Here is a 13,892-nt window from a genome sequence, read left to right on the forward strand (position 1 = left end):
AGTCAGAATTCGGCTTCTTTGGTAATCCTTACGGTTTCTCCCGTTATAGGGTGGGTAAATTCTAAGTATTCGGCATGCAGATAAAGCCGGTCTGCTTTCTCCCCGTAAAGTTCATCACCGATGATGGGGCAGTGCAAGCCAAGCGGGTGTGCTGCATGTATACGTAGCTGATGGGTTCTTCCCGTGCGCGGATAGAAAGCGATACGGGTCCGTTTCCCGTCCAGACGTTCCAGAACTTGATAATCGGTGATGGCGGGCTTTCCGTGTTCGGTGTGTACCATTTGCCGTGGGCGGTCAAGTGGATTCAGGCAAAGCGGGAGGTCGACCGTACCTTTGTCCTTTGGGACAATACCCTCGAGCAATGCGACATAACGTTTCCTGACCAGGCGGTTCTTGAACTGGGCCTGCAGGTTCTGGTGTACACGCTTGGTCTTGGCAATGAGCATTAAACCGGAAGTGGCCATGTCGAGACGATGCACCGTCAAGGGACCGTCAGCTTCGGGATATTGCTCACGCATCAGGCTATAGACGGAGACTGCATCTTCCTTGCCGGGAACAGACAGCATTCCTGCCGGTTTGTTGATGACCGAAAGCCATGGGTCCTCATAAACAATCTCCAAATTTTGGGAGGGTACCTGCATTCTTTTCAACATGGGGTTTTCCTCTACTTGTAGACCTTGCAGCATGTGTTGCAGTATAGGTTCGCACTTTCCTTTGCAAGCCGGATAATAGTGGCCATGATGGCGTATCTCTGTCTTGGGGGAATCACCCCACCAGAACTCGGCCATGGCAATAGGTTTCCATCCGTGCAGATAAGCTTGTTGCAGCAGTTTGGGGGCCGCACATTCACCCGCACCGGCAGGAGGTGTCTTGTGCACGGTCTGCCCGAATATCTCACAGAGATTCTTGACTTCTCCCCGGTAATTCAGCATCCCGAACTGTTCGAATAGCTTTTGCTGCAATGCAGCAGAGCGGGTTTTACGTTCAGACTTCAATGCTGAAATCCGTCTTTCCCAGTCTTCTGTCTGCGTTTGCAGTGTGGTAATCCTTGCTTTCCATGAACGTTCCAGGCGTTTATATTCTGCCTTTTGGAACTGGCTTTCCCGTATCAGTTCGGCTTCTTCCTGCGCATTGAGTTCTTTTTCTTTTCTGCGCTGTTCTCTGGCTGTTTTGGCTTCTTTCAACTGTGCTTTGGCTGTTGCCAGTATGTTTTCTGCTGACTGAATGGTCCGGGCAAGCTCTGCTGATAAGGCGGCATATGCTTTGTCATTTTCCAGTTGCCGGATGTTGCGGTTGATGGAAGAGATGTTCTCTTCTTCTATCTTGAAAAAGCCTTGTGGCTGTAGCAAGTCATATACGGGAGGAACAAAAAAGGGATGTAGGTTCTTTCCGGCCAATATGCCTGAGAATGCAGCTAAATATCCGGTTTCTCCATGCTCGGTTTGTACAATCAGTACCCCGAACATTTTGCCTTGGCGCAGTTCGTCCTTCCATGCAGTTTGTCGGGTAAGATAGCTTTGTACTTCTTTGGCTGCCAATATACATAATGGGTGCGGAGTATAGCAGAAAGGATAGGTGAACCTTTCCGGAAGCGGAATGTCGGTTATGGAAGTAGTAAAACGGTGCAACATGATGTTGCAAAGATACTATATTTCTCTCATAACAGACCGTTTGTACTGCAAATCTTTATTTCGTTGTATATAGGTTGTAGCGCTTATGAAGAAAAAAACATCTTTGGGAAAGTTTTACTTATTCTCCGTTTATACAAATATGTATATATGTGTGAATTAACTTTGTTTTTGATAAATTGGCAACTCTGTTATCCTTAAAAAATGACTATTAATCTGTCTCGGATATTTTCTTCTTCCATAGACTTCTTTTTGTATACTTTAGATGTTATGCTGTCGTATGAATACGGATGAAGAGCTTTTGCCTTAGTGATACTTGTAAAATAAATTAAGTTATTGCCTTTTTTGTTTTATTGGGGAATGGTTGTTTTTTAAACTTCCTGGATATATAAAAGAAACTTATTTCTCTTTAAAAAGTTGTATATTAGCGCCTTAAAGTTTTTCAAAAGATTATATGGGCAAAAACAAAGAGAAATTAAACATATTCTTGCTTCATTTTTTAGAACGGTTGAATAGCAATGAACCCAATGAAAGGAAAGTTATTGAATCGTTGACCGATTTCTGCAACTACTATGACTTTACGAAAGGGTTTATCTATCAGACTGACGGATTCCGTTATTTCTTATTGAAAGAAACGATTGGAAATGAAGGTGGGACTATGAAACCCCGTTTCGATATGGGAGAGTTGAAAAAAGGAGCATGTCGATGCTATGAAAGCTCGGGATAAACCTTTCTATGGAAACAGAAATGCGGATGCTTCATGGGACGATATTGACATTCTTGATTTCTACGGTGAGGATTCTTTGTTAATCAGGCATTTTGAAGATACTGAGGGTAAAATCATCGGATTCATAGGTTTTGCAGGCAGGGAGGAAGAGACCTATCTCACGGAAGAGGAGTTGCAAATCATTCATCTCTTGCTGGGCTCGTTCTCTAAGGAAATTACGGTCAGGGAATATAAGGAAAGGGAAGTGAGGGCCAGCAATACATTAGGCAGTATCATGAATAATATGGGCGTTGATATTTACGTCAACTCTTTCGATTCCCACGATATGTTGTATGCCAATAGGTCTATGGTGGAACCATATGGCGGTATCGAGCATTTCTGGGGGAAAAAATGCTGGGAGGCCCTCTACTCGGACAAGACGGGGGAGTGTGAGTTCTGCCCAAAGAGGCATTTGATAGATGAAAACGGACACCCCACCAAAGTCTATTCGTGGGATTATCAACGGCCATTTGACAAGTGTTGGTTTCGCGTGTTCAGTGCAGCCTTTGCTTGGGTGGACGGGCAGATGGCGCATGTCATTACCAGTGTGGATATCGATCATCAGAAAAAGATAGAGGAGGAATTGCGGGTCGCCAAGGATAAGGCAGAACATCTGGACCGCTTGAAGTCTGCTTTCCTGGCCAATATGAGTCATGAAATCCGTACTCCGCTCAATTCCATTGTCGGTTTTGCAAGCATCATTGCCGAACTGGACGATAGGGAAGAACGCCAGGAATACCTTGCCATCATGCAGGAGAATACGGAACTGCTCTTGCAACTGATATCCGACATTCTGGATTTGGCAAAGATAGAAGCGGGAACACTTGATTATAATATGGGGTATGTGGATGTCAGTGACTTCTGTAAGGACGTGATGCGCAACTATGATATAAAGGAAGACAAGGCTGTACCGGTTCTGTTGGCTCCCGACTTGCCCGATTACCGTATCTATACCGACAAGAAACGTCTGATGCAGGTGGTCACCAATTTTATAAACAACGCTTTGAAGTTCACCAGTGAAGGGCAGATCCTTTTGGAATATCATCCGGTGGAAGGTACCGGTCAGATAGAGTTTTCTGTGACGGACACCGGTATGGGTATTGCTCCAGATGCCGTGGCTACTGTGTTCGACCGCTTTGTAAAGCTTAATACCTTTGCGAAGGGCACGGGTTTAGGCTTGTCCATCTGTAAAAGTATCATTGAGCATCTTGGCGGGACTATCGGTACTGAGTCGGAATTGGGAGTCGGCAGCCGTTTTTGGTTCAGGCATCCGTGTGCCGAATGATTTTATTTGCCTATATTTGTGCGAACTTCAATATTTATGGATAAAAAACTCTGTACCGATGAAAAACAAGACATGGACGTGCCTGGTTGTTGTGTCAGCAGCATTGCTGATGGCGGGTTGCGGCAGCAGGACAAAGAAACAAACAAATGAAGATGTAAGTATGGATAGTGTCGGTGTAACATGCAGTGGCGTAAAGACCTTGCAACTGGAGGGAGTGCAGGCCACTTGGATTCAGGATAATGCTGGTGAGCATTTGATGCCGAGAACGATTTTCCCGGATGCAAGCGATGAATTGATGGAAAGTTTGTCGCTTCAAGGCGGTATTCCTTCTTCCATGAGCACCTTCCTGGTAGATACGAATGGTATCCGTATCCTTTTTGATACGGGAATGGGAGCTCCCGGCAGTCGTCTGTTGCCCGGATTACAATCTTTGGGTATCTCTCCGGCAGATATTGGATATCTGTATCTTACCCATTTCCATGGCGACCATATCGGTGGAATGATGAAGGGAGACAGTGTAGTCTTCCCGAATGCCGAAGTGTACGCATCAAAAGTGGAATATGATGCCTGGATGGCAATGCCTGCCGAAAGGAAGGCGCAGGTCGTAAAGACGATGGATGCCTATAAGGAACGGCTGCATCTGTTTGAGTTTGGCGATACCTTGCCGGGCAATGTGGTTGCCATGGAGGCAGTCGGTCATACTCCCGGTCATACGGTTTTCCAGAGTGGCAAGTTACTGGTGATTGGTGACCTCATCCATGGTGCGGCCCTTCAGTTGGAGCATCCGGAATACTGCGCTTCCTATGATATGGATAAGGAAGCTGCCGTGAAAGCACGCAAGTATTTCCTCCAATATGCCAAGGACAACCAATTGACGATGGCAGGTATGCATCTTCCTGCTCCGGCCTTCAAATAGAATGGGAGAGTGTCAAAAGTATATGAGTACTTTCATTATGCTATATTTAGGCGCGGATAGTTCTGAGCCCCTCGTTATTCCTTTTTACTTTTAGAAGCGGCAGTCTTGTTCGATGTATGTCATATATTCGTCGTAACTGATGTGCCTGCCTCCCATTGTTTTGAGGTGAGGGGTTTCGAACTGGCAATCTATCATGACGCCTCCATGTTCCCTGAAGAATTGGGCCAGATGGATGAGGGCCAGCTTCGAGGCGCTGGGAACGAGTGAGAACATGCTCTCTCCAAAGAAACAACGTCCCAGGGTCACTCCGTACAGCCCACCTACCAATTGCTCTTCTTCCCATACTTCCACGCTGGCGGCGAATCCTTGTTCGTGCAGGTGCGTATAGGCTTCCATCATCTTCGTTCCGAGCCAGGCGCCTTCTTGTTCTATCCGCAATTCTCCGCAGGTTTGTATGATGTCTTGGAAAGCTTCGTTGAAGGTGATTTCGTACTTTCCTTTGTTGATGAGCGTACGCATGGAGTGGGAGATATGGATTTCGTCCGGAAAGATGACGAAACGGTCCATCGGGCACCACCATTGTATCAGTTCTTCCCGAAATGCGTACCAGGGGAAGATGCCGTTGGAGTACGCCAGGATGAGGCGGTCAATGGATAGGTCACCGCCCACAGCGAGCAACCCGTCGGGGTCGCCGTAGTGAGGGTCGGGGAAAGCAAGTTTATCCGTCAGTTGAAAGACCATATCGTTATTCGGTTGCGGGTTGTAGTTTCAATGCTCCGTTTTCCACTTGCACGCGGACTTTTCCTCCTGCCTTCAATGTACCGAACAGAATTTCGCGCATCAGCAAGGGTTTCAAGTGGGCGGCTATCACGCGGTCCATCTCCCGGGCGCCGTATTCGGGAATAAAACCCCGTTGGAGCAGCCATTCGTGTGCTTCCTGGCTCAATACCATTTCCACCTGGCGGGAAGACAGCTTGCTGCCTAGTTCTCCGAGTTTCTTGTCGAGGATAAGTGATGCCATCGGGCGGTCCATGTCATGGAAGACCACCGTGGCAGAGAGGCGGTTGATGAATTCGGGCTTAAAGGTTTTCTTGACTTGTTTCAGCATGGCTTCTCCGGCGGTGACCTGACTGTTGAAGCCGATGGACGCTTGGCGGGCATATTGTGCTCCGGCATTGGAGGTCATGATGAGGACCACGTGTCGGCAGTCGGCTTTCCGTCCTTTGTTGTCGGTCAGTACGGCATAATCCATTACTTGCAGCAGGATGTTGAATACGTCGGGATGCGCTTTTTCTATTTCATCGAGCAATAGTACGCAGTTTGGAGTCTTGCGTATAGCGTCGGTCAGCAGGCCGCCGTCCTCGTAACCCACATAGCCGGCAGGCGAGCCAATCAGTTTGGCTACGGTATGCTTTTCGGTATATTCGCTCATGTCGAAACGTTGCAGGGCGATGCCCAGCTCGGCGGCGAGCACTTTGGCAACTTCGGTCTTTCCTACTCCGGTGGGGCCTACAAAGAGCAGGCTTGCTAGCGGTTTGTTTTCGTCCAGCAGTCCTGCTTTGGACATTTGCACAGCTTCCACTACCTGACGGACGGCTTCTTCCTGCCCGTAGATGCGGGAGCTGATGCGCTCGTGCAGGCTTTCCAAGGCGACTGTGTCGTCCTCTTTCATGGCGAGGGCATTGACTTTGCAGGTACGTGCCAGTATGTCGGTTATCAGTGCCTTGTCCACGGTCTGTTCTCCGGAGTCTGTGGGATGTATTTCCCGGTAAGCTCCTGCTTCGTCCACCAGGTCGATGGCTTTGTCGGGCAGGAAACGGTCGCTGATGTAGCGGGCGCTTGCCTTTACGGCGTAGGGGATGACGTCGGGCTCGTAGGTGACGCCGTGGTAGGTTTCGTATTTCTCTTTCAGGCCTTCTACGATATGTATGGCTTCTTCAATGCTCGGTTCCAGTATGTCTATCTGCTGGAAGCGGCGTACCAGTCCCTTGCTGCGTGCGAAGTAGCGGTTGTACTCGTCGTAGGTGGTAGAGCCGATGAAACGTATTGCCCCGGTTTCCAGATAGGGTTTCAGCATGTTGGAGGCATCCATAGAGCCTTCGCCCGTGCGTCCGGCGCCTATCAGGTTGTGTATCTCGTCGATGTAGACGATGGCATTTCCCTCACGACCGATGCCTTCCATGATACTTTTCAGCCGCTTCTCGAAATCGCCGCGATATTGTGTGCCTGCCAGTAGACTGCCCAAGTCCAGCTCATAGATGCGGAAGCCGGCAAGCCGTTCGGGGACGTTGCCCGCTTCGATACGGGCGGCAAGCCCATAGGCAAGGGCTGTTTTGCCTACACCGGGTTCGCCCACATGCAACGGGTTGTTCTTTTCTTTGCGGCAGAGCACTTGTATGGTTCGCTCCAACTCCATCTCCCTGCCGATAAGCGGGTTGTGGTCTGCCAGATGGTCGTTGAGGCAGGTCACGTAGTTACGCCACGGTTCTGTTTTCTCTTGTTCATCGGGAGATGGCGTACCGCCTGCTTCTTCTGCCAGCTCCGCTTCTTCGTAGTGGGTAATGAGCAGACTGAGGAATTCGGGCAGGTCGCCGCCGACTGCTTCCTTTAGGAAATGGCATGCCCAGGAATCTTCCAGTTGCAGCAAGCCTTGTATCAGATGGGGAACACCCAGTTCTTCGGCGCTGGAATACTCTGTCACCATATAGGCATGTTGTAGGAGTGAACTGAGCTGGACGGAAAGTCCCAACTCGTATTCCACATTGTCGGGGATAGTTTCCACTTCTTCCGTCAGATAGTTTTCCAGTGAGATGCTGAGCTCCACATAATTGTAGAAGGTATCTTGCAGGGTGTTGATAAAGGGTTCCTGTTCCAGAATGGCGCTCAGCAGATGTTCGGGCATGATGAACTCGTGCCGGTAAGACTCGGCTTTTCTTTGTGCGGAAGCGAATGCTTGGTTTACGAATATCGTATTTTTTATATCCATATTGTTTCTTTCTTATTCTTCTTCCTCCGGGGTGACGGTGAGCCGGAGGGGGAAACCTTCATTGCGTGCCATGCGGGTGGCTTTCTGTACTTTGGAGTGGGCGATGTCGTATGAGTAGATGCCCACTACCGCGGAGTTGCTCTTGTGCACCTGCAGCATCAGTGTTTCCGCTTCTGCCGATGATTTGTAAAAGACGGTGGTGAGTACTTTTACCACAAACTCCATGGTGGTGAAGTCATCATTGTAGATGGTGACTTTGAAGCGTCGGGGTTCCCGTAATTCTATGCGTTCTTTTTCTTTGAAAGAAGATTGCTGTTGTTCCATTTCTTTTTAAAAACTACTGTTAAGACATTGTTCTACCGTTGTGTGGGCAACGAAAACTCCTGCCAGTCATATTCGTCTCCGTACTCGTCGGCTATGGCTATGCGTATGGTGACGTTACCCGTCTTTATCCGTTCTCCGGCACTGATGTTGGCGGTGTATTTCACACCGTTGCGCGGAGTTATTTGCTCTATCATGACCGACGGCGATATGTAAATACGCTTCATGCCCGTGGTTTCCACCACCACCGGCACTACGTTGTAGGCTGTTTTGTTTCCTTCGTTCATGATTTCAAAAATCACTTTACAGTTTTCGCCCGAATTGATGACGTGGTTGCGGCTGTCGTCAATGAAACGTATATTCCGTATCCTCAAGTGGTCGATGGCCGATGCTTGCGGCTGTCTTCCGGATTGCGGGGGATAGGGCTGTGTCCTTTCTATCCGGTAGCTGTACTCCTCCTGCTTTTTGGGGGCTGTGGCTGCATTGGCAATGGCAGCTCCCGCAATGGTTCCTATGATGGTGCCGATGGCGGAACCCCGGTATCCTCCTCGCCAGCCTCCGTTACTGTCTCCTATCAAGCCGCCGATGGCACCGCCTACATTACTTCCGATGGCAGCTCCTGCGAGCACTGCGTTAGGGTCGCCTACAGCCATCTGGCTTGTGCCGCATCCGCTGAGGATGATGGTTGCTGCCAGGATTCCTATAAAAGACTTTTTCATGTTCATATCCTATAATTATTATGTTGGGCAGATTGTTTTATAAAAGGGCTATTCCCGATAAATCATCTTTTTGGTCATGCCTCCGTCAATGGTGATGTTTTCGCCATTGATGAAGTCGTTTTCGTCTTGACATAGGAATAGGCACATACGGGCAATATCTTCCGGTTTGCCAACCCGTCCGGAGGGATGTTGTGAATGGTCTTCTGCCCGTAATTGTTCATAATCGTGTGTCTGAATCCAGCCCGGAGAGATGGAGTTGACCGTGATGTGCCACTCTGCAAGCGATAAAGCCAACGCATGCGTCAATGAATAGATACCTCCTTTGGAAGCTGCATATCCTTCACTGCCCGGTTCACTCATCAGATAGCGGGTAGAACAGAGATTAATGATTCTTCCGTAGGTATTCGTGCTGTTTTGACTTTTGCGGTGTACTGCCAACGCATGTGAAGTAATGAATACCGGACGTAAATTCACAGACAATATTTTATCGAACGTCTCCACACTCGTTTCTGTGATGGGAGAGAATTCACTGATGCCGGCATTGTTTATAATGATGTCAATATCCCCCCATTCCTTGAAAATATTTTGCAGGCAAAGTTCCAATGCTTCTTTGCTGTTTAGGTCGACGGGGTGAAATTGTGCTCCGGTGGCTTGGGCGGTTTGTTGTCCTTCCAGTTCATTCTTGTCACAAAAGGCTACTTGGTAATTAAGCTTGCAGAAGGCTTCTACAATGGCTTTGCCAATCCCCCCGGCACCTCCGGTCACGAAAACTTTCTTTCCGCCTTTTTTGAGGGGAAGTGTCGGCTTATGTAGCGTTTGTACCTTGCCGGATTTTTTCGCTTTCTCCCAAGCTGCTTTGCGTGCCTGGTATTGCTCGTACTGATTTTCAAGATAATTATCGGCCATATATGTTTCCGGTTTTATTGTTTAACTACGGCGTGTGTCACTTCGTACCCGATGACTACTGCCAGTCCGTTCTGTTTTAGGTATTGTCCGATGGCGGGTACGTAACCGCATCCGTTCAATATGAGCAGGGAGGTGGTCAGTATAGCAATCTGTTTCTTCATGTCATTTTGACTTTATTTGGTTTAATGTTACAAAGGTAGAGAAAGTATTGAAAAGGCTATAGGGGTAGCATTATGTTTTCTTTCCTTTTGTCATATTATTTTTTTCAATGTGGTGATTCACCTCTCCATTAATGAGAGTTATATGATGGCTTTTACTGATTTTTCCTACTTTTTGTTTGTGGCTTTTCCCACTTTTACGAAATAAGTTACATATTTCTGTAATTAGAGCTGTCAAAATGGCTATAATGATGGGAACTAACCACTCTTTATTATTTTGTATGAATTCTACTGGATTGCTCATATTTGTATGTATTTATTAAAGTTAGATATGGATAACGGTGATGAATGAGTGAGTTTCCCTATGATTTTTGTTCCAATATATAATCCTAAGATACTTAAACTTAATCTTGTTAATGTAGAACTATTTAGTAGATTGAATACTTGCTCCCAGTTCTTATTTAAATTACAAAAATAGTTTCTGACTTCTGTGGCTGTAAACGGTGGCATTTCCTTTTTAAACTCTTCAATCAAAGGAATAAGATATTCTTGTTCTCTAACTTTTAATTTTTTATAGAAAAGATCACTGTTTACCTCTGTAAAAGAAAGTGTGTCTTCTTCGTGAGACGTACAAAACATACAACTTCCCATATCGTTTACTGCATTCATAATTTCGGGATGAATTGATTTGAAGTCCTCTAAAAAACGTCTGTCTATTTTTTGCCTGAAGAATAAATCATATTGTTTCAGTAAATGATTCTCAAAAGTATCTATCGGATAAAAACCAGAAATATTCATGGTAGCATTTCTTTGAATTATATACTCGATATCAATGGTCTTAATATTGTAAGCTATGTCAACAATGGGGGAGAGTTGTTTGAAAAACAGTTCCAGCATAAATGAAATAGAAGGATTGACCATCTGCTGTCTAAGCATCATGAAGGTAATCAAAGCAGATGTTGATGCATTTAGGTTAGGTATAAGTTTTATCGCTTCGTTTAATATGGCTTTTTCTGTTGATATGTTTTGAAAATTTAGTCTGTCAATTAAAACGTCTATAATAAACTCTTTTGCTCTTTTATCTTCTGTGGAAATATATTCAATTAGGGTATCATGTAAAAAGGCTTGCATAGATAAAGACTGGAACCTTTCAGTCAGGTGTTTTTGTTGTTCTTTTGCTAGCTTTTCAAGAATACTTTTTATACACTCTTCAATTTCTTGTTTAGCTTGTTCTATGGCTGTGGTAGTGTATTTATCAAAGTCTGTCCGTAGGATTTCGAGGCAAGAGGTCTGGAGGTCTTTAGAGATTTGCCCATCAATTGTTAGATTTCCATTGATAATAACTACATTATTAGAGTTCTCAATCTTTCCAATGTACTGTATTTTATTGTTGTCTAACATATTCAGTTGTTTTTGATTTTTTTTTTACTCTATTGAGTCATGTGGTATATTCACATGCTTCACCAATAGACTTATCTTTTCTCCGAATAAGTTCACTATATTGATACAAGATAACCTTCATCTCTCTTCCTTCTTTTTTCCTTGAATTCTCTTTACTTGTTCCTCTATTTCCTCAATCGAAGGCAGTTGACTTTTAATATCTTCGGGAATCAGCTTAGACAGCTCATACTCTGATATGCCGATAGGCTGATTTGTTGATTCCAGTGCATATTGCGCCATTACTTGGTTTTTTGTCTTGCAGATAAGCAAGCCGATGGTGGGGGTATCGCCAGGTTTACATTTTAGATGGTTTACGGCACTGATATAAGTACCGAGTTGACCTATAAATTCAGGTTTGAACTTCTGCACTTTTAGCTCGATTACGCAATAACAACGCAGTTCCAAGTGGTAAAAAAGCAAGTCGGGATAGATTGTTTCATCGCCTACTTCCAAAGGCATTTGACGTCCTACGAATGCAAATCCTTTACCCAATTCAAGCAGAAAACGAGTGATATTCTGTGTCAAAACCTTTTCTAACTCTAATTCTTGAAAATCTTTGGTAATGGTCAGGAAATCGAAGTTATAGGGGTCTTTGAGTGTCTGTAGAGCTAGGTCACTTTGCGGTTTTGGTAGCAGACGACTGAAATTGTTTACCGCTTTGCCTTGCCGCTCATAGAGATTGGTATCAAGAAAGTTGAGCAAAACGGCACGACTCCAGCCGTTTTCTACAGTTTCATTCAGATAGAATAGAGCCTTATCCACTTCCTTGCATTGGGAGATGATATAGAGATGATGCCCCCAAGGGATGGAGAAAAATTTCTCTTCACCTAATTTGGAAACAACTTGTTGCCAAATTGTATATGGCTCATTATAAAATAGATACCACTGCTTTATACTGCGTATGTTTCTATATGAGAACCCTTTCATATCAGGAAATTCTGCCATCAGCTCACGACTCAACTCTTCGAGAAATCCGCTTCCCCAAGTCATTTCTTTCTGCCGTTCTATAATTTCTGCCCCCAGTTGCCAGTAAAGGTGAAGCAGTTCGCTGTTCACGCGTACAGCCGCTTTAATCTGTGCACTACGAATGTCTTGTTTTAGGTGGTTTACCCAATCCTTGAACGGTTGATTTATAGATAGTGCTGTTTTCATATTTTTATTTTCTTCATCGTCATATTCGATGTTTCTATTTCACAAAGTTAAGAAAAAGAATTTATTTCAACTGTAATCCTTTCCGTCTTTTCTACCTCTCCACTTTTACCACACAATATACCATCTCCCCCTCTCTTTCCTTTACCTCATCCCGTGTTGCTGCAATATCCTTCCGAACACGTTCACCCGTTTTGCAGAGAATAGGTATCGCACTATGTCGCTGTATTTCCTCCTATATTTTCGCAGGCGATAATTATTCCCCTTGTAGGGCTTCAAAAGGGAATCCGTCTGTTTCCCTAAGGAGAACGGTTTGTTTCAATATGGAGAACAGTTTGTTTCATTAGTAGGAAACAGTTTGTTCCGTTAAAGAAAACAGTTTGTTTTATTGAGTGCGAACAGTTTGTTTCATAGTATGTGAACACTTTGTTTCTTACTGTTGTAACAAAGTGTTCACCGTTGTGAACTAAAGTGTTATCTATATTTTCAGTGATAAAATGACATGAAAAGGGGGCTGAAGATTACCTTTCTACCATTTGTATTCCTCGCTGTAAGAGTCGAAAGCCGGTTCTCCCGGAATGTTGTATTGGTGGAAAGTTCTGCGGATATAGTTCTGGTCTTCGGGGGAAAGGTAAGATTCTTCCCGGTAGAAGCGGTAGTATTTTCCGCGGCCGAAATGGGCTATCAACTGGCTTTTCAGAGGTTGGAGATTCTTGTAGGGAACTTCATCGAGCAAGTGGCTGATTCCCCATGCGACATGTATCTTTTGTGTCGATTGGAAATAGGCGCATTGGCTGCTATCCTCTGGAATACACAGTGGATTGATGATGCGGATGGACGGGTACTCGGGGGTATCGCGAAGGGCGGCTAAGCGATGCAGGCAGTTGTCGGCTTTCGGGCATTGGTTGTTGAAACAGCGTGAGTAGTTGGCAGGTGCTAAAGGTTTCTCGGAAGAATGTTTCATGTTTATATATACTTTGATGAAGCGACAAAGATAGCACTAACTTTTTGATATAGCCTTCTGTTCTCTTGTTTGAAATGCCCCCTCATTGAAAAAACAGCAGCCGGAACCACTGAATTCAGTAATTCCGGCTGTACCGTTCTTTCTTATAAGTATGGATGGACTATTTCACCTGGATGATGTCATAATTCAAGTCACTCACTGCTTCCTGCAGGCTGTCGTTGACAAGGCGCAGGGTTGTGTCGTTCACTACTACGAAGTACACCGGAGTGTCCCCGTCGTTCGGGGTCAGCTTGATGGCTGTTTTCTTCTTGTTGTCGACGTCTTTCTGGATAACTTCTTTCTTTCCTTTGGAAGTAAAGCTCTTGTTCTTTCCGGGGCCTTCGGCATCCAGATAAGTTGTTACCAGCGTGTAGCCGCTTTCTCCGTCGGGACCTACACTGTCTACGCTCAATACATACTGGATGCCCGGACCGTCGGCGGCGGGAAGGATTCCTTCGTATACGGCTACGGCAGACGAGTCATTGCCGGTAACAGCCATTACACTTTCGTCCATGGCGACGGCGTCATTGTTCTGAGTTCCTTTTGATTGGCAGGATACCAATGCAGCGGCAAGGGCTGCAATCATCATTACTTTTTTCATTGCTTTAATGGTTT

The 13,892-nt window shown here is 45.6% G+C and carries 14 protein-coding genes and 1 pseudogene; 3 read left to right on the top strand and 12 right to left on the bottom strand.

Annotated elements, in window-relative coordinates; genetic code table 11:
• Positions 1-2: 2 nt before the first annotated feature.
• Positions 3-1,631 (bottom strand): RluA family pseudouridine synthase, encoded by a 1,629-nt coding sequence (locus NQ510_RS10260; protein ID WP_165852961.1) that lies wholly within the window; start codon positions 1,629-1,631, stop codon positions 3-5.
• A 451-nt stretch (positions 1,632-2,082) separates the two neighbouring features.
• Between NQ510_RS10260 and NQ510_RS18890 the strand changes: the two are divergent.
• The 3 genes and pseudogenes from NQ510_RS18890 to NQ510_RS10270 all read left to right on the top strand — a co-directional run.
• Positions 2,083-2,275, top strand: a pseudogene (locus tag NQ510_RS18890) (hypothetical protein); the annotation flags it as partial.
• A 63-nt stretch (positions 2,276-2,338) separates the two neighbouring features.
• Positions 2,339-3,679, top strand: coding sequence for a sensor histidine kinase (locus NQ510_RS10265; RefSeq protein ID WP_005826479.1), 1,341 nt, complete (start codon positions 2,339-2,341; stop codon positions 3,677-3,679).
• A 58-nt stretch (positions 3,680-3,737) separates the two neighbouring features.
• Positions 3,738-4,595, top strand: a complete 858-nt coding sequence (locus NQ510_RS10270; RefSeq protein ID WP_005826480.1) for an MBL fold metallo-hydrolase — start codon at positions 3,738-3,740, stop codon at positions 4,593-4,595.
• 90 nt (positions 4,596-4,685) lie between these two features.
• Here NQ510_RS10270 and aat read toward each other — a convergent pair whose 3' ends face one another.
• From aat to NQ510_RS10325, 11 genes are all read right to left on the bottom strand, one after another.
• Positions 4,686-5,336: a leucyl/phenylalanyl-tRNA--protein transferase gene (aat, locus tag NQ510_RS10275; RefSeq protein ID WP_005826481.1), complete on the bottom strand. Its 651-nt coding sequence runs from the start codon at positions 5,334-5,336 to the stop codon at positions 4,686-4,688.
• Positions 5,337-5,340: 4 nt separating this feature from the next.
• Positions 5,341-7,581 (bottom strand): AAA family ATPase, encoded by a 2,241-nt coding sequence (locus tag NQ510_RS10280; protein WP_005826482.1) that lies wholly within the window; start codon positions 7,579-7,581, stop codon positions 5,341-5,343.
• Positions 7,582-7,593: 12 nt separating this feature from the next.
• Positions 7,594-7,905 carry an ATP-dependent Clp protease adaptor ClpS gene (locus NQ510_RS10285; protein ID WP_005826483.1) on the bottom strand — a complete coding sequence of 104 codons (312 nt, stop codon included), beginning with the start codon at positions 7,903-7,905 and terminating at the stop codon, positions 7,594-7,596.
• A gap of 32 nt (positions 7,906-7,937) precedes the next feature.
• Positions 7,938-8,627: a hypothetical protein gene (locus NQ510_RS10290; protein WP_005826484.1), complete on the bottom strand. Its 690-nt coding sequence runs from the start codon at positions 8,625-8,627 to the stop codon at positions 7,938-7,940.
• Between the two features lie 42 nt (positions 8,628-8,669).
• Positions 8,670-9,527, bottom strand: coding sequence for an SDR family NAD(P)-dependent oxidoreductase (locus tag NQ510_RS10295; protein ID WP_005826485.1), 858 nt, complete (start codon positions 9,525-9,527; stop codon positions 8,670-8,672).
• 14 nt (positions 9,528-9,541) lie between these two features.
• Complete coding sequence (locus NQ510_RS10300; RefSeq protein WP_005826486.1) at positions 9,542-9,688, bottom strand: hypothetical protein; 147 nt, start codon at positions 9,686-9,688, stop codon at positions 9,542-9,544.
• A gap of 70 nt (positions 9,689-9,758) precedes the next feature.
• Positions 9,759-9,989 (bottom strand): hypothetical protein, encoded by a 231-nt coding sequence (locus tag NQ510_RS10305; protein ID WP_005826487.1) that lies wholly within the window; start codon positions 9,987-9,989, stop codon positions 9,759-9,761.
• Complete coding sequence (locus NQ510_RS10310) at positions 9,986-11,086, bottom strand: LPO_1073/Vpar_1526 family protein (RefSeq protein ID WP_005826488.1); 1,101 nt, start codon at positions 11,084-11,086, stop codon at positions 9,986-9,988. Before NQ510_RS10310 ends, NQ510_RS10305 begins: the two co-directional genes overlap by 4 nt.
• 117 nt (positions 11,087-11,203) lie before the next feature.
• On the bottom strand, positions 11,204-12,277 hold the full coding sequence (locus tag NQ510_RS10315) for a PDDEXK nuclease domain-containing protein (protein WP_005826489.1): 1,074 nt from the start codon (positions 12,275-12,277) through the stop codon (positions 11,204-11,206).
• 526 nt (positions 12,278-12,803) lie between these two features.
• Entirely contained in the window at positions 12,804-13,238 is a 435-nt protein-coding gene (locus NQ510_RS10320; RefSeq protein WP_008663796.1) for a DUF6078 family protein, read from the bottom strand.
• A 160-nt stretch (positions 13,239-13,398) separates the two neighbouring features.
• On the bottom strand, positions 13,399-13,878 hold the full coding sequence (locus tag NQ510_RS10325) for a copper resistance protein NlpE N-terminal domain-containing protein (RefSeq protein WP_005826499.1): 480 nt from the start codon (positions 13,876-13,878) through the stop codon (positions 13,399-13,401).
• Between the last annotated feature and the right edge of the window lie 14 nt (positions 13,879-13,892).

Source organism: Bacteroides uniformis, assembly GCF_025147485.1.
GTDB lineage: Bacteria > Bacteroidota > Bacteroidia > Bacteroidales > Bacteroidaceae > Bacteroides > Bacteroides uniformis.